Origin of the sequence: Pseudomonas sp. Z4-20 (assembly GCF_051131955.1) — a bacterium.
Taxonomy (GTDB): domain Bacteria; phylum Pseudomonadota; class Gammaproteobacteria; order Pseudomonadales; family Pseudomonadaceae; genus Aquipseudomonas; species Aquipseudomonas marvdashtae.
Genome location: NZ_CP071641.1, coordinates 4,442,280 through 4,457,936 on the forward strand (window position 1 = coordinate 4,442,280; position 15,657 = coordinate 4,457,936).

At 59.7% G+C, this 15,657-nt stretch carries 20 protein-coding genes; 1 reads left to right on the forward strand and 19 read right to left on the reverse strand.

All coding sequences use genetic code 11. From position 1 onward, the window contains the following. Positions 1–7 precede the first annotated feature (7 nt). Both J3P82_RS20345 and J3P82_RS20350 read right to left on the reverse strand, forming a co-directional pair. Positions 8–475 carry a lysis protein gene (locus J3P82_RS20345; RefSeq protein WP_434558401.1) on the reverse strand — a complete coding sequence of 156 codons (468 nt, stop codon included), beginning with the start codon at positions 473–475 and terminating at the stop codon, positions 8–10. Positions 476–520: 45 nt separating this feature from the next. Further along, positions 521–1,066 (reverse strand): glycoside hydrolase family 19 protein, encoded by a 546-nt coding sequence (locus tag J3P82_RS20350; RefSeq protein ID WP_434558402.1) that lies wholly within the window; start codon positions 1,064–1,066, stop codon positions 521–523. Between the two features lie 63 nt (positions 1,067–1,129). Between J3P82_RS20350 and J3P82_RS20355 the strand changes: the two genes are divergently transcribed. Then, the gene (locus tag J3P82_RS20355; protein WP_434558403.1) at positions 1,130–1,939 is read left to right on the forward strand and encodes a lipopolysaccharide biosynthesis protein; all 810 of its coding nucleotides are present in this window, start codon (positions 1,130–1,132) and stop codon (positions 1,937–1,939) included. Positions 1,940–2,021: 82 nt separating this feature from the next. Here J3P82_RS20355 and J3P82_RS20360 read toward each other — a convergent pair whose 3' ends face one another. From J3P82_RS20360 to J3P82_RS20440, 17 genes are all read right to left on the reverse strand, one after another. Continuing rightward, positions 2,022–3,038, reverse strand: a complete 1,017-nt coding sequence (locus J3P82_RS20360) for a phage late control D family protein (RefSeq protein ID WP_434558404.1) — start codon at positions 3,036–3,038, stop codon at positions 2,022–2,024. 9 nt (positions 3,039–3,047) lie between these two features. Next, positions 3,048–3,260 (reverse strand): tail protein X, encoded by a 213-nt coding sequence (locus tag J3P82_RS20365; protein WP_434558405.1) that lies wholly within the window; start codon positions 3,258–3,260, stop codon positions 3,048–3,050. Continuing rightward, on the reverse strand, positions 3,253–3,636 hold the full coding sequence (locus J3P82_RS20370) for a phage tail protein (RefSeq protein ID WP_434558406.1): 384 nt from the start codon (positions 3,634–3,636) through the stop codon (positions 3,253–3,255). The genes J3P82_RS20365 and J3P82_RS20370 overlap by 8 nt, the downstream gene beginning before the upstream one ends. Then, the gene (locus tag J3P82_RS20375; RefSeq protein ID WP_434558407.1) at positions 3,636–5,600 is read right to left on the reverse strand and encodes a phage tail tape measure protein; all 1,965 of its coding nucleotides are present in this window, start codon (positions 5,598–5,600) and stop codon (positions 3,636–3,638) included. Before J3P82_RS20375 ends, J3P82_RS20370 begins: the two co-directional genes overlap by 1 nt. 212 nt (positions 5,601–5,812) lie before the next feature. Next, positions 5,813–6,388, reverse strand: a complete 576-nt coding sequence (locus J3P82_RS20380) for a phage tail assembly protein (RefSeq protein ID WP_434558408.1) — start codon at positions 6,386–6,388, stop codon at positions 5,813–5,815. Between the two features lie 80 nt (positions 6,389–6,468). Next, positions 6,469–6,975: a phage major tail tube protein gene (locus J3P82_RS20385; protein ID WP_434558409.1), complete on the reverse strand. Its 507-nt coding sequence runs from the start codon at positions 6,973–6,975 to the stop codon at positions 6,469–6,471. Then, on the reverse strand, positions 6,975–8,141 hold the full coding sequence (locus J3P82_RS20390) for a phage tail protein (RefSeq protein ID WP_434558410.1): 1,167 nt from the start codon (positions 8,139–8,141) through the stop codon (positions 6,975–6,977). The genes J3P82_RS20385 and J3P82_RS20390 overlap by 1 nt, the downstream gene beginning before the upstream one ends. Before the next feature lie 2 nt (positions 8,142–8,143). Beyond that, positions 8,144–8,353: a hypothetical protein gene (locus J3P82_RS20395; protein WP_434558411.1), complete on the reverse strand. Its 210-nt coding sequence runs from the start codon at positions 8,351–8,353 to the stop codon at positions 8,144–8,146. An 89-nt stretch (positions 8,354–8,442) separates the two neighbouring features. After that, a complete protein-coding gene (locus tag J3P82_RS20400; RefSeq protein ID WP_434558412.1) occupies positions 8,443–8,880 on the reverse strand; it encodes a phage tail protein in 438 nt (145 codons plus the stop codon). A gap of 81 nt (positions 8,881–8,961) precedes the next feature. Then, positions 8,962–10,500, reverse strand: a complete 1,539-nt coding sequence (locus tag J3P82_RS20405) for a phage tail protein (RefSeq protein WP_434558413.1) — start codon at positions 10,498–10,500, stop codon at positions 8,962–8,964. Then, positions 10,501–11,136 (reverse strand): phage tail protein I, encoded by a 636-nt coding sequence (locus tag J3P82_RS20410; protein WP_434558414.1) that lies wholly within the window; start codon positions 11,134–11,136, stop codon positions 10,501–10,503. Continuing rightward, on the reverse strand, positions 11,133–12,128 hold the full coding sequence (locus tag J3P82_RS20415; RefSeq protein ID WP_434558415.1) for a baseplate J/gp47 family protein: 996 nt from the start codon (positions 12,126–12,128) through the stop codon (positions 11,133–11,135). The genes J3P82_RS20410 and J3P82_RS20415 overlap by 4 nt, the downstream gene beginning before the upstream one ends. After that, positions 12,125–12,457 carry a phage baseplate protein gene (locus tag J3P82_RS20420; RefSeq protein ID WP_434558416.1) on the reverse strand — a complete coding sequence of 111 codons (333 nt, stop codon included), beginning with the start codon at positions 12,455–12,457 and terminating at the stop codon, positions 12,125–12,127. The genes J3P82_RS20415 and J3P82_RS20420 overlap by 4 nt, the downstream gene beginning before the upstream one ends. Positions 12,458–12,467: 10 nt before the next feature. Continuing rightward, positions 12,468–13,079 carry a phage baseplate assembly protein V gene (locus J3P82_RS20425; protein WP_434558417.1) on the reverse strand — a complete coding sequence of 204 codons (612 nt, stop codon included), beginning with the start codon at positions 13,077–13,079 and terminating at the stop codon, positions 12,468–12,470. 3 nt (positions 13,080–13,082) lie between these two features. After that, positions 13,083–13,595, reverse strand: coding sequence for a hypothetical protein (locus J3P82_RS20430; RefSeq protein ID WP_434558418.1), 513 nt, complete (start codon positions 13,593–13,595; stop codon positions 13,083–13,085). A gap of 46 nt (positions 13,596–13,641) precedes the next feature. After that, entirely contained in the window at positions 13,642–13,992 is a 351-nt protein-coding gene (locus tag J3P82_RS20435) for a phage holin family protein (protein ID WP_434558419.1), read from the reverse strand. 553 nt (positions 13,993–14,545) lie between these two features. Then, the gene (locus J3P82_RS20440; RefSeq protein ID WP_434563917.1) at positions 14,546–15,280 is read right to left on the reverse strand and encodes a LexA family transcriptional regulator; all 735 of its coding nucleotides are present in this window, start codon (positions 15,278–15,280) and stop codon (positions 14,546–14,548) included. Positions 15,281–15,657 lie beyond the last annotated feature (377 nt).

Here is a 15,657-nt window from a genome sequence, read left to right on the forward strand (position 1 = left end):
CGACAGATCACCGGCCCAGCGCCCTGACGTAAGCCTGGCAAGCCTGCAGCGCAATCAGTCCACGGTCGCCCGCGTCAGTGATGGCGATAATTCGTTGAGCATGCGACGGGTCAAGTCGGGCGCGTGGGGCACCATGATCCATGCCGCCGGCGCCGGGGGCGGCAGGCACTGCACAGCCGGCGGCAACATCGTCGGCGTCGAGGAGGACTGACAGCCGGACATCGGCAGTAGCAAGGCGATCGCGCAAGCGATCCTGGTCACGTTGGGCATCGCTCAAGGCTCGATAATGAATTTGCTCGCTGGCGGAAAGTTGCTGTTCGAGGGCGAGGCGTCTTTCTGTTTCTCTTTGCTGCGAAGCGGCCGCTGCAACGCTCATCTTTCTCAGGGTTTCAGCGTGGGAATTGGCCAGCTCGGCCAACGTCTTGCCGTAACGCCAATCCTGGATTTTCCAGGTCACGCTGGTCGTCAGCAGCAAAAAAAACCACGGCGGTGAGAGGCACAAACCTCAGCAGGGCCGGGTTCATTCCAGCACCCGCAGCGCTCGCCCATATAAAACCTGGCGGTCCGCGGCGCCGTTCTGGCCGCCGTTGATCCGCTGGGTGATCGTAACGAAATCGCCGGCATCCGCGAGGGGATTAAGCCCCCGTGAGGCCCAGAACCACGCAGCCGAAAGCGCGGCCCACAGGGGTTGCTCCAACAGCGTCGGTTCCGCGACCAGATCCAGGCCCAGCGCCTCACCGCAAGCCTGGTAGTTCGCCCGTCCGGTAATCTGGATCAGCCCACGCCCCCGGTACCGTTGACCGTCGCCGTCCACTTCAGGAGTATTGCCCAGGCGCGAAGCCAGCCGACCGGTGTCATACTTTGACAAATAAACATCGTTGCCCAGTTCGCGTAGATAACGCAGCTGGCCGGATTCATGGCCGACCTGGGCGATAAACGCGGCGACACGCTTGAGGCCGACAATCTGGTAACGGCCCATGGCAGTGTTCAGGACAGGTGCAAAAACGCCGGCACTGGCGCCGGCGTTTGGAAGGATACGCAGCAGTTGGGCTTGCGTGATAGGCATGGCGATTTTCCTTAACGCGGTTGAAGGCATCATCAATCATTTGAATAAAGAAAAGGGACGTACATGAGCAGGGCGAAAAATCTGGACAAAGCGCTCATCACAGAAGCAGCTACGTCATTGAAAAAGGCCAGCTTCAGTGAATGCAAAAACGTAAAAAGTGGGCCGGTTTTTATCATCGCTTCAGGCGCCTCGGCGAGAGACTTTCCGTTACAAGAGTTTCCCACCGTGCCGATGATTACCATGAACGGCGCTATATCAATGTTCAGCCAAGCCGACATCAAGCCCTTTTTCTATATATGCTCGGATCTCAACTTCTCGCTTCAACAGCCGGAACTCTTCGCAACCGCAATGCAAATCAGTGAAAACGTTGCGGTGTGGGAGGAACAGTTTGACATCGTCCAAACCAAGCCCAGCGGGAAAGTCTTCAGCTTAAAAAAGGCCCCCAGGGCGTCGATATTCACAACGTTATTCAACCCGCAGAAGTCACTAGTCAGGGACAGATCTCTTTTTAGCAAGCGAAGCAAAGATATTGGCTTCAGCAAAGACATGACCCTTGGCTACTTCGAGGCTCGAACCGTCATGTACCTAGCCATACAAACTGCCTACCATCTGGGTTTCAACAAGGTCTTCCTGGTTGGCTTCGACTTGAATCAGGCGGCTGGCCGATTCTATGAAACGTCCGACAGCAAACCCTCGCCTTGCGGACTGGACCAGCAGTACGGCACTCGGATATTGCCTTCCTTGAAACTTATGTCGAAACATGTCGTTAACGATAATTTTCAGGTCTATAACTTGTCCGCAGAGTCTCGGGTTCCGGCACGTATTATTGAGAAGATCAGTCTTGATGACGTGCGGCGGATGCTTAATAGGTGAACGCCGCCAAGCCGACACTTGATTACTCCATACACCGCGAGCAGTTCGTTTTAGCTGGATCGACGTGCACTGGTAACAAATGTCAGCCCCTCGCATCCAGACAAGTCGCCTCGATCCTGCAGCGGTAGCTTTTTTCCCGGTCGCCGCTGGCGGTGACCTTGTCGATCGACCAGCGGCCGCGCATGAAATCCGGCCAGGTTGGGTCAAGCAGCACGATGCCTTCTGCGGATAACGCCGGATTGCCGGGGCATTCAATGGTGACCTTGAGGGCTTCGCGCATCATCCGGCGCACCTCCCCTTCAGCGGCGGCGCGGGCATCGTCTGCGCTTTGGAAGCGTTGACGCAGCGTCTTGAATGGCGCGATACCGCTTTCTTCGACACGCACTTTGCCCGCCACCGCATCCCACCAGGTCGTCTTGCAGCCCTGGTATTTCGCCCGGGCCGCTTCATCAAGAACCGCAGAGATAAAGGCTTGGTCTCCTGGACGATTGTTCGTCGTCACCGACAGCTTTGTGTCCGGAAGGATTTTGCCCGATAACGATTTCGCCTGGCCGCGACGTGCCAGCACATACAACTCGTTGATCGGCTTCGCTACCGCGTCATAACGATGGGCCAGCCGAGTCAGGAATCCCATGTCGGTTTCGTTGGACTGGTCGATGTGCTCGATCTTGATCAGCGACAGCTCGGGGGCAACGCGAGGGGAAAACCCGTGCCTCGACGTCAATTGACGAAACAACGTCCCCAGAGTCGTCGGCCCGTGACTGACAGATCGGCGCTGCTTGAAACCGGTCTGATCCGACGCGCTGAACGGCGCCGCCGTCGCCACCAATGTCAGGCGCAGGGGAAACAATGTCGGGGTGCGCCGCGTCACGACGAACTCACCTTTATCCACGAGCCCGGACTCTTGATAACCGACCCGCAGGCCGATTTTTCCCTCAAGGCTGGGCAGCCCCTCGAGCCCTTCCAGGCTGAGCGTGAGCGTCAGTTGATCGGACTCGATACCCGCTGCGTCGATGTGCGTCCAACTGAGCAATCGCTGGTTGAGCAGCGCGGCGTTCGCGCCATAAATTTCTACCGCAGGCGTAAAACCCAATGACATGTCGCCTCCTTAATCCCAGGCCGAAACCGGTGGGGTTGCAACAGGTTTGAGCTCCACTTCCGGCAGGACGACCCACACGCCCGCAGGCAATACCGGGCCCCATTCTGCCAGCCCCGGATTCAGCCGCCAGAGCGCTTCTTCGGCGGCGTCATCACAACGTTCAAGCTCGCGATACAACAACAGATTCACCGAGTCGCCGGCGATGCTTCGAATCCTACGCATTGGCGAACTCCGTCAATTCAATCACCCAGCCAACCACCATCGCGGTGCCGTCGTCGATGATCTCGGTCTGGGTTTCCGAGACCTTGTTGATTTGCCACAAGCCCCAGTTGCGGCCGATGCCGTCCACCAGCGGCAAAGGCCTGCGCAGCGCTTGCAATGCGCGCAGCTCATCGAGTCGATCCATGGCGGTCGCGTACATCGACTTGCCGGTAATGGTCAGCCCTTGCAGGCCTTGGCCGACCTGGCTGGACTTGGGTTTGCTAGTGAGGATGTCGATGCTTTTCCAGCCACCGTCCGAGGTGCGAACCAGGGAGTGGTAGGCGAAATTGCGAGACAGCCCGAAAATGAAACTGCCCAACGCCATTTGCTGACGCATCAGGTCACTCCGTCGGTCAGGGCCGCATCACTGCGCATGGCAAGTGAATTAGGCATGAGTTGGAATTGGCTGGTGATTTGTTGCACCACCAGGTTCGCCAATTGAGCGGCGCTGGCCTGGTCCTGGCCATTGATGTAGATGTTCGCCGTCAAGACGTTTTGCTGGGTGGCGACCTGGGCTTGGGGCAGATCCCTTGTGGCTTGATCCGCAGGAGGGAGTTTGTCGACGGGCGAGGCGAGCTTCTCGCCCAGCCAGGAACCCGACTCACCGCCGATCCAGCTTCCCGCCACACCGCCGACAATCGCGCCGAGGGCTCCACCAATGGCGGTGCCGATACCCGGACCGAAAAAGGTGCCGAGCGTGGCGCCCGCAGTCGCACCGGCCGAAGCCCCGGCCCAGCCGCCGCCCGCAGCTCCCAGGCCTGCGCCAATCATCTGGACGTCGCCGTTCATTGCGCCTTCGACTAGCTGAGGGCCAGCGCCGAGAACAGGCGCTCCGGGCATAAAGCGCAGCGAGCGCGCTGAAGTATTCAAGCCCTGCAGAGAACGACCAACGCTCCCGCCAACCTCGGCTTTCGCAGCGCTCGCCGGCTCCAATATCCGCTTGGCCGTTCGATTACTCAGCTCATCGGTGATGGCTTTAAGCAACGCTCCCACCAGCGGTTTGAGCGCCGCGCCGACCAGTACAATGGCAGCGGTGGCTTTAGGTGAGGTTTCGGCCAACTCGCTCATGCCGTCGTTCAGCGAACCGAGCCATTGCAGCGAGCTGTCCATCACAGGCGCCACGGCATTGCCAGCGGCCAACGACAGACGTTCGTTGCTGGCGTTGTGGACGTTCAACCGGCCTTGCAGGGTATTCGATAGCGCCAGCGCGTCCTGCTTCACCGAGCCGTCATTGCCCAGTTGTGAAGTGGCGTATTGACCTGGAGTTTTCACCTGCCAGAAGGCTGCATTCACGTCGTCCAGTTTCTGCGCCATGCGCAGCACCGCCTCATTGCCCGTACCAAACAGCGAAGAGGCAAGGTTCGCGCGTTTGTCGGCCGGTTGCGCGTTCAACGCTGCAAGCACCGACATCACCGTCCCCGGCGCGGCGTCCTTGTCGCGCATGCCGCTCGCCACCGCTTTGGGATCCAGCCCCAGTTGCTTCCAGGCCGCTTGTTCGGTCGCGGAGACCTGATTGCCCTTGCCCAACGCAGTCGTAAAACTACCAAGCGCCGCGCCAGCTTCAGCCTGTTGCGAACCGGTATTGAGCAACGCCGCCGTCAACGCTGCGGCTTGCGCTGGCTGCAGGCCTACCGAAGTCGCCGCCGCTCCGTCACGTTGCAACACGGTGCCGATATCACTCGCTTTCGCACCACCGCTAATCTTGCCCAAATGGTAGGTCGCATCCGCCAGATCAAACGCTTTCTCTGCGCTGAGCTTCATGGAAGTACGCCAACCGAGCAGCATCTCGGCGGCTTCCATGGCCGGCATTCTGAACGTCGAGGCGGTCACGCCTGCATCACTGGCAAAACGCAACAGTGCCAATTGCCGGTCCGGGGCATTGGGCAGTTCACTGCCAATTCCATTCCTAGCGGCCAGGCTTTGCATCCTCACCAGCTCAACCGCCGTGGTTCCACCGGCCGCCACCAGTGGCGCGCTGGCGATACGCTGGGTTGGCTCAGCCATCTCGGCAATTTGGCGAGGCGTGAATTGGCCGGCCTGTTTGAGGTCGGCCATGGCCGAATCCATTTCAATCGCGGGTTTCAACAGCGCCGGAGGTTCGATACCGCGGCCCGCCTTACCCTTCGGATCATTGGCCGACTCACCTGCGGCGCCAGCGCCCATCGTCTGGAAGAACGCCCGTTGCGCCGAAAGCTTCAAGGTCAGCGACTCGACCGCCGTGGTCAGCAGGCCGAGCTTGAGCCCGAGGTTTTCCAGCGCCAGGTTGAATCCTGGCAGCCGATCGCCGGCGGAAATAATCACACTGCTCGTGGGGCTGGCATTTGGGGCCGCTAACCCACTCTTATCGAAGGCTGCGTATCTGAGGGAATATCTATCGTCCGCCATTGCGCTCTACTCCTGTTTCACACCAAGGCGACTGATCGCGATGTCGTATCGGCGCAAGGCCTTGCCGGCGTCCCACTCGAGGATCTCCGCTTCACTTACTGAGTAAATGAGCGGCACCACATCGAGGATCAGTTCGATGTCGCGCTCCGAAAGAAGTCCGCCGGTTTGTTTAAAAAATCGTCGATGCGTACCTGAAGTTGCGTCCAGTCGGGCACGGTCAGCGAGGCCAGGTCGGGAAGCATCAGGCCAGTGCAATGGGCCGTGATGAACTCGGCGCGTTCCTTGGCCGTCTTCAGTTTTTTCATCGCCTTGGTGGCCCGCAGCACGGGCATTTCCAGGGTCAACGAGGTCAGGCTGCGGCCCGCGACGTCGAGGGGTTGCAGCAGTTGTATCTGGTCGGGATCGGCGGGCCCGCCATCCACCTGTTCCGAAAAGTGGGAAGTCGGGCGCGTGGACATTTCGTGTACGTATTGCGCGATGCTCACGTAGTCCGGGCGCTTGAGTTGATCCAGCTCCTTGAGTGACAGGCCGGTCGCCAGTTTGGCCAGTTCGAAGAACTGATCGTCTTCGTCATCGCCCGCACGGGCGAGGGCGTCTTTTTGCGCGCAGTAGTACAGCGGCTTGAGTTGCAGCTGTTCGATTTGCGTCCCATCGTCACCCGTGATCGGCGACAACAGGACGTGAACAGGAGGTGTCCAGGACATGTGTATTCCTTGCTGAATCGGCGAGCGACCTGTGGAACGAACACGCGTCCACAGATCGGGTCAGCCGTTTGGTTTCTGGCTTAAGGCAGCAATACCGCACGGCGGGCGTCGCCAAGAATGTCGACGCCGTTGAGCACGAACTTCTGGGTGCGCACATCGATGTCGATCACTGGGATGCCGTTTTCCAGACGGTTGTAGGTACGACAGGCCAGCTCGAGCGTGGTGATGGGTTTCTCGTTCATCTTCAACGCAGCTTCGTCCAAGGACTTCAACTTGCCGCCCACCGTGTGATAGGTGAACCACGTGTTGCCGTCCTGATCCTGACCGGCTTCGCGCACGTTCAGCAGGATGTCGTCACCGACACTCACGCCCAGCGCCAGCATGATTTCCGGGCCGACGCCTTGCAGCACCAGCTTGGCCGTCAGCGCCTTGCCGCTCTTGGCCATCTCCTCGCCGATGAAACGCCCGCCGCGCATTTCTTCCATTTCGAATTCGATTTTCGGCGCCGTGAATTCTTCCACAGTCGCCGACAACGGCAGGCCCTGCAGGGTGGCCGCAATGGCCTGTCTTACGCGGTTGGTAAACATTAGAGAACGTCCTCCAGGAACTGCTCGATGATTTCATCGCGGGCATTGAGTTGATAAATCATGTGTTCGTTTGGCGCGTAGCGGCCGTAGTCGATGACCACATACCAGGTGCCGTTCTTGTACTTCTCGACGCTGTTCAATTCCGGGTGCAGGTACACGCTGCCGCCAGGAATGGTTTCGTCGGCGACCAGGGTTTGCAGCCAGTCGTTGATGCGCTTGACCTCCTGGTCCATGAACGACTTGGTCAGGTTCTTCGCCATGGCTTTCTGGCCGGCCTTCACCAGCTTGCGGCTGATGGCATCTTCAAGGCCGACGTAGCTGATGAACTTGCCGGTGATGGAGCGGTTACCCAGCAGCGAGAAGCCGCCGAGGATGGTCCGGGCGTAATAGCTGACGCCGTAGCGGTTGAGCAGATCGCCTTCGGTGGAGGTGTCGAGGATGTTGTATTCCACAGTGCGGGAAACGTCTTCGGCGAAGGTCACCTGGTTGCCCGGGCTCTCCCATTGCTTGACCTTGGCGAGGGCAGCGATGGCCAGGCTCGACGGCGCCAGGAAAACGTTTTTCTTCGCCGCCTTGGAATACACCGCCGGCATGTTGTGCACCACCAGGCAACGGTCAAAACCGAGGTCGGCGCCACCCAGCTCCTGGCTGTAAGTCACTTGATCGGCGACCGAGACGTCCTTGCCGTCGAGCACCACACGGGCCTTGATGCGCTTGCCAAACGAAGCGAACTCGCTCGCCACCGCCTTGGTGCCGGTGAAGCCCGGCGCGCCGATGATGGTCAGGTCTTCGGCGACGCCACTCAACGCCGCCAGACCCAACTTGCGTCCGGTCTGCGCCTCGATGCCGCCAATCACATTGTTCTGCGTGTCGGCCAGGGTCGCGCCCTCTTCGACGATAACCACATACACCGGTACCTTGACCACTTTGAGGATCTGGTAGACCGCGTGGAACAACGTCCCCGCCTCGGCACCAGTCGGGTCCAGCTGAGCCTGGGTGGTGAAGCTGTTGATACGGAACGGGGTATTTTTCGGAATCAGCGCGTTGGCATTCGGCGCGGTGCCGACCAACCCGATGACGTTGTCACCCAGGCCACCCATGGCCTCAGGGGATTCAGTAGCGTTGACGGTGATGCCGTTGTGCTCGAAGTTCAAAACCTCAGCCATGGTTATTCAGCCTTTTGGGTGGTGGCCTTTTTGGCCGGGTTGGATGTAGAAGCCGGTTCGACGGCTTCGGTTTTCTTCAGCGCCAGGCGACCGGCGCTGCGCAGGGCGTTGGCCTCGACGTCGAGCAGGTCCAGTTCCTGGCCGGTGGTCGACCAGTGACCGCCTCCGGTGGGGAATGGGAGGAGCACGGTGTAGGTTTGGCGTAGTGCCATTTTTGGTTTTCTCCGGGTATGAAAAAGCCCCTACGGGGAGGGGCTTTGGTTTTGAGTGGGTAAGAAAACGCCCCGTCGGTGCGGGGCGTTTATTGGGACTGCTCAGGCAACCAGGACGGGACTATCGGACGGTGATCGACCAGTGGGAACTCGCTCGTCTCCGGCCACTTACGCAGCGCCCGACGATAAGCCTGGAGTTCCGAGTACTGCTCGACAGAAAGTGTGGTTTCCGGTGTTTCTTCCAACTCGTCACGGTGCCGGGCAACCATGCCATCGGTCAAAACGAGCTGACCATCACGCCACAGGCGCTCAATTGCTGCCAAAAACTCAGGCGATTGCGCAGGTGGATCGACCAGTATCGGATAACCATCTTCGCCACTGGAGATCCGTTTCCCCAACGACTGCCCCTCATGAAGCTCTGTATATAGCTTCTGGGTTATTTCAACCGCGTCTGGAGGGATTTTCTCGGCGGAGTGGATAGAGTCATCGTAGAAACCACCCGTTGTTTTGCTTGAATAAAGAGTCATTTTCTCACCCCGTACTCAATAGCACCGATGTCCGGGACAGATGAGTCGGTCGTTAATAGATTAGGCATTTTCTTCCGTCCCTCAATAACCAATGGCAAATAGAAAGATGGCATCACCCCCCGTCGCCAATTGACTCGCCAAGGTGGCTGACACATTAGGACTTCCAGAAGTGGGATGGGCACCACATGCATACATGCTTGTGCCAGAGGACGACGCGTCATTGCTTGCGAACACACGAAACACTGAATTAGGGAATGCTATTGGATAAGTCCATGTGCCAAACCCATTTGTAGTCCCGGCAGTGCCCCACTGGATGATTAAACCGCTTGGGAGCTTCTGATACCCATTAGCTGTCAACGCACCTCCAAAAACCGAGGCGTATTTAAGAGCCATAGCCCCACCACGCAAACGCCACGTCCCTGACACTTTCACGAACTCGGCGTTATCCCCCGTACCCAGAACGACCGTAGTCACTGCCATGAGCGGGGAAGCCAAAACGTCAGTGCCGGCCGCCAGGACAGTAACGGCAGGAGCCCCAGCGTTCACTACCTCGACCGTAGCGCCCTCAGCGACCCCGGTGGTCGGAGGCAACGTAATGTTGATCGGCGTAGCGGATGAGACGGATACAACGCCGCCTACGTACGACGCCCCGAGTGCGGTACTGACCGTAAGCGGGACAAAAACCGAATATTCGACACCCATCCGTTTTGCGAAGGCAGTACTCGCCAATCTGAGAGAGCTATCGAACTGGGGTGGTGTCGGCGCCGTTGGATTGCCCCCAAAGGCTGGCGACAACAATCGGGCATACCCTGCCGTAATGTCTTGGAACGTCAGCGACGTCGTTCCCAATACGATCGAGCCATCAGTAATGAGCTGCCAGATCGTATCGGCAAGCGTAGCCCCCGTTTCCACGGAGACAATAAGCGCCGAGGTGACATCGGCATTCGAATCAGCATCCTTAGCCCGAATCCAAGCACCGTTCGCAACCACGTAGATACCGTTGTCTTTCGCCAACGTCTGCGACTTGACAAGCACCCGGTCCCCAGCCACCACGGCAACGCCGTCGACGGTCTGCGCACCGCTCAGCACAATGTTTGCTGTCGTCGCCACCCGCACAGACTGTTTCCTGTCGAGCTTGGCAAGCTCATCCGCGACATAACTTGCGACCCATGCCCGCGTCGCCTTGACCACCGTATCGTCAATCAACAACGTCACCAGTTCCGCATTGCTGGTCTCGAAAATCGAACGGATATAAAACTCTTTCCCTGAGCCCGAGGTGGCCAACACCGGCTTGAACGACTCTGGATATTTGACGATCGCGTACAGAATCCCGGTATCGGTCCATATGCCGGCTTCGCGCACATACCAACCGCCAACATCAGGCGCAATGGTCACCTCAGCCAGCAGCCAACTCGGGTTTTTTTCGTCCTGGAACAGCGCATTGAGTGGTCCGCGCCAGACCTCGCGCTTGAGTGCGGTGGCGGTCGCCGCCGGGTTGTAGACAGCACCCCCGCCGTCACCGACGGAAATCTGCGACAGTTTGATTGGTAGGCCCGCTGCCTTGCAGGCGGTTTCGTAGGCAATCCCCGCGTCAGTGAGCAGGGTGTAGTAGTCGGCCATTTAGGACCCCTGTGGATAAATAGTGGAGGTTTCGACGGTGTAGAGCCCGGCAGCGGTGAAGGCTTGGCCCGAGGCTTCAAGGCCATCGATGACGGCGGGATAAACCGTGGTCAGTTCACCGCACAGCGTCGCGGCGCCGATAACGTGACGGCCGAAGGCACTCAAGCCGACGGAAACTGTCAAGGTGTCGCGCTCGCTTTTGGCGTCGGCCAGGCGACGGTCGAGACGGGCGTCGATTTCTTCGCTGTAGGGTTGCTCGGTAAACGCCCTGACCGAAAAACTGTAGGGCGGCCCGGGTGGCGTTTGCTCGTACCAAGCCCGCACTTCAGGCCTCAATCGCAGCCCCTTGGCCGCGTTTTCCAGCGCCGTTCGTGTACCGGCTTGTCGAGCGGTAGGCCAGGCGAGTTCGACCGTCAGGCGTTTTTCCGTCTCCGCAGCCTCGGAACTCCACTCCTTGACCCCACGATCCGCCGCCAGATAAGGCAGGAACGCCAATGTCGTTCCACGCGGATTCATCAGTTCGGGAAACGGCGGATCGATGCGTTCCAGCAGCCGGGCAAACCCGAGATCCAGCGCCCGCTCCAGCGGTGAGCTGTTGACCGGCAGCAGGCCCGGGCGAGGTGTGTCGTCACTCATAATGTATCCACCTCGACCTCGACGCCCGTGCAGAACGGCGCCTGGAAAGCCGTCGTCACAATCGGCGCAAGCGGTTCGAGAATCTGCAGTTGAACCGCGCCAGCGCTGTGCAGCGTGTAGTCGATCCAGCTCGGGTCCACTCGACCTTCCAGGCGATGACACGCCTCGGCATAGTCCAGCAGTTGCTGTTGTGCGGCAGCCTGGGTCAGGCCCGAGTCAGGCCCGGGATTGATCTTCGCCACGACGCGGATTTTGTAAGGTTTGATTTGCGCGGCCTGCACGATGACCAAGTCCGTCTCGGGCCGTACATCCGGTCGGGCGAAGTGCTCGCGGACGCCGTCGAGCAACGCTGCGGACGGCGTTCCATCGCCGTCGCGGGACAGCACCGTGACCGTGACTTCTCCGGGTGCGGTACGGCGTCCGTTACCGTCCTTGATCTGGGCGGCGTAGCTGTCCGGGTCGAAGGTATAGGTGACCGTCACCACCCCCGCCGAGGCATTCTCGACCTTCACCACGGGACGTTGCCCCAGGGTAAAAATCTCCCGCCGATACTGCATGCGCGAGCCGGCCGCCGGGGCGTGAGGCGCCAGGTAGTAGCGCAACCGCGCATCGTCATCGCTCTCGTAGACCGGGGGCACGGGCGGGAACGCCGCCGGGTCGCCCGGGTCGAGCAATTGGCGTTCAAGCCCCATGTCCGCGAGGCGAGCGTCGAGGTTGGTGCCCGTGGCCCACCATGCCAGCATCTGCTTGATGCGGGCGTTGTATTTGCGTTCGTGGGTTTGCAGCCGGACACAGAACGCCTCGAGGGCCAGGGTCAGCAGTTCGCTTTCGTTTTCGAGGCTGTCCACCAATTTGGCAGCGCTGGCGGGAGAGCGTGCGGCAACGTACTCGACCACGAAGGTCTTGAACTCTGCGAGCAAGTCCTCGAACGCTTCGACGGTGACGATGGCCGGTTCGGCCAGTTGGTTCTGGCCGGGTATCAACATGCTCATGTCACCACCTCGAAAGTCTGTTTGCGGTTTTTCCAGGTGCCGGCGAAGCGCAACAACAAACCAGCGCCCTGTCGATTGGCGACGATGACTTGCGGCTCAAAATCGTCGATGCCGTTGTGCGGGTTGTAGAACGCTTGGGCCGCGTGGCTCTGGGCGAGTATCAGCAGGTCGTCGCCGAGGTTTTGTCCGAGCAACTGGGTGAGTGCGCAGCCATACAAAGGCCGCTTCTGGCGAGTGCCCAACGGCGTGGTCAATGCACGGGTGGCGCGCTGCACGAATTGCAGCCAGTCGTCGACCGTCGCGCCGGTATTGCGATCGATTCCAATCATGGGAAATCCTTTATGCGGTACTGATGACGCGCCCCTGGTGATCTACCACCGGGCCGCTCAAATGCACGCCGGAGGCGTCGAGCCGAATGCCGACGGCGCCCAGTTTTAGTTCGATGGTTTGCGGCGTCATCACCAGACTCGATGGGCCAATGCTCAACTGGAGCGATTCACGGGAACCGCTGAACGTCGCCGGGCCGTTCATCCAATGCAGGACATGGCTGGCATGGTCGTAGCCGTTTTCCGTACCGTCCTGATAGAGGCGACGCGTCAGCGAAGCCTCTGTCGAGACGGGCGGGAACTGGCCGCCGTTAAGGCCGAACAGCGCCACGGCTTGCCCACCGCTCTCGCCGCCGCCATGGTTCAGCAACAGGCACTGCTCGCCCACGGACGGAATCCGCGACTCGCTCTGGGCGCCGGCGCTCGGGTTGAAAAAGCGGATCGCCGGAGTCAGCAGTCCACCATGGCTGACTTTGCAGGTGTTGCTGGCCGCATCGACTTCCTGGCAAACGCCGATGCGGCAGAAACTCTCCGCACGCCGATGCAAGTCCTCGAATTCGGTTTCCATCTGCGCCAGACGCTCGATGATCGGCGCCAGATGCATCCGCAACAGCGCATCAAACATGGTTCAGCCCTCGAGTGCGGTGTATTGGTCCGGGTCGTCGATGTCCGAAATTTCCCAGGTACGGGCGAATTTCGGGATACCCAGCGGGTCCTCCAGCAGCGTCGGGCCCAGGTACAGGGTTTGGCTGAAAGAAAGGGTCCAGGCGGTGTAGGTTCGTACCGGGTTAATGAACGTGGACGGCATGCCGTCGAGCTCCGTGGGCAGGTCGCATTGATCGCCCGGCAGGCCCCAGCGGTTATCCATGAGCAGGTGTTTCAGCTCAGCGGCCAAGTCACAGGCGTCCCATCCGGGCACCGCCATGACCACTTGCAGGGAAACCGTCAGGGCATGAGCAACGCGTCCGTCGTTGGCGCGATGGCCGGGAGCATCACGCTCAATGGCAATCAGCACCCAGGGTTGATCGTCGGTGCCATCGAAATCCTGAGGGCTACCGACTTTCAACGCGGGATAAGTGGCGCGCAGCGTCTGGGCAATGGCGAAGAACAGCTGCGACGGTTTTTCAAGGACGGCAGGCATCTAGGCCTCCTGTTTCTATGGCGGCACGAAAGTCAGCAGCGAGGGATTAATGTCGGTCGGAACGGGAATCGCGCGGCGGTAGCTCACTGACGCCCATCCGCTTGGCGGCCCAGCGTTCGTAAAGCCCGATGGCCACGTCCGCCCCGGCCATCGCGGTCAGGCAGCCGAAGGCACCGGCGGCCCAGATCGACAGGCCCATGGCGTACAACAGCATGATCGCCGAAACGCCACAGACCATGCAGGCGCCGGAGCGCAGGGCCAGGCGCCGCAGCAGCGACCAGCCACGGGCGCCCTCCTTGTCGGCACGCCACATCTCGCCAGTCACCCCGCCCACCAGGGCGAGCACGATGACCAGCCAGATCGGCATGTCCAGCAACGCTTGTTGCTCGTTTGTCATGTCAGGCTTCCTGGGGGTGATTGATGATGGGTAGGACCGGGATCTTTTCCGGGTCAGAAGATGGATGGTTGCGCCAGGGAAATGGGGAATGCCTTCTTTACCTTCCCTTGACGACGGCTTGAAGTACCTCGCGGCACAGGCATTCCAAAAAGCCCGGTCGCCCAGGCTTTTCAGTAATGCGCTTGATCTTTCGGCGCGACTGGCGCGGTACGGATCCATTCAAATTGTTCTTCCGACCGCGGCCCCTGCCCGCCGGATAACTGCTTCTGGTGCTTTACGCTGCACACCCGGGTCAGTTGCCAACCCTCTGAACCGTTAAAGGCCGGTTCATCGCTGCCTGTTGGTGGAACTAAAGAGCTTCGTTGCCAGCCGCTTTGTCGAGCGGCTTGGACACAGGATATGCATGTATGCATATACAGTCAATGCGTAAATGCATTTATTTATGCATGTCGAATGCGCTAATGCATGAAACCCTTGCAGATACGGGGTCGCGGGTTATCAGGAGGTGAAAAAAAACCCGCACGGTGGCGGGTTTTATCTGACAGCGCAGGGGTTAACGGGCGTACATGCCCCACCAGAAGACGTGACCGAGGATGACGATCTGTTCGTCTTGCATCTCCTGGAACGTGTAGTCCTCGTCCGGATGTTCATCACGGTTGAAGCTGCGCAGGCGAATGCCGGTGGGCAGGCGGTAAAGCTGCTTTACCCGCAACTGGCCGTTGTGATTGATGGCGTAGAGGTCACCGTCGACGATGTCGCCGATCCCACACTTGCCCGCATTAACCCCGACCGTCGCACCGTCGCGCAACACCGGCAACATGCTGTTGCCGCGCACGGTCACGCACTTGGCCTGGTCGAACTGCACGCCGTTATGGCGCAGGCTGCGCTTGCCGAAGCGCAGGCTGGAGCGCTCGCTTTCCTCGATGACGAATCTTCCTGATCCAGCAGCCAATTCAACCTCACGCAGAAAAGGAACGGACACCTCGTCTTCCTCGACGGGCGTGTCATCGTCCCACAGGCTTATGTCCTTGAGTTCGGAATGCGGCTCTTCGCGACGGCTGCCGCCGGCCGACGCAATGTCGGCGCGCCCGCGCAACTGGTCGGTGCTCACGGCAAAGTATTCGGCGATCTTCGAGATGTGCTTATCCGAAGGGTCGACAATCTTGCCGCTGAGGATCCGCGAGAGGGTGGACTGAGGCACGCCGGTACGCCGGTGAAGCTCCGTGGGGGAGATCCGGTGCTGATCGAGCAATGCTCTTAATACGGTAGAAACGTTGCGTTTTTGCATAACGCGCATAATGCTTGTTCTTTTTGCGGAAGACAAATGCTGATTTGCATAAGTATGCAATTCCAACCAATTGCATTCATTGTGGCGAGGGAGCTTGCTCCCGCTTGACCGGGCTGGCGCTCCAGTGCGAAGCGCTCACAAAAAAGGGTCTGCTGCGCAGCCCAGCGGGAGCAAGCTCCCTCGCCACGGAATCGGCCTACAAGTCCTTAGGAAAATGCGCCGCCCCCGTCCTTCAAATGTGTGACGCAAGGCTACGTTTTCTTGCGCCTCTGCCTACAACTACGCCAGAATCCGCCGGCTTGTGCGCCTTGGGCCCCACCGGTACCTTGATTCCATCACTGCCCATCAGTGATCGGGTTTAGTAGCTCGGTATTCCA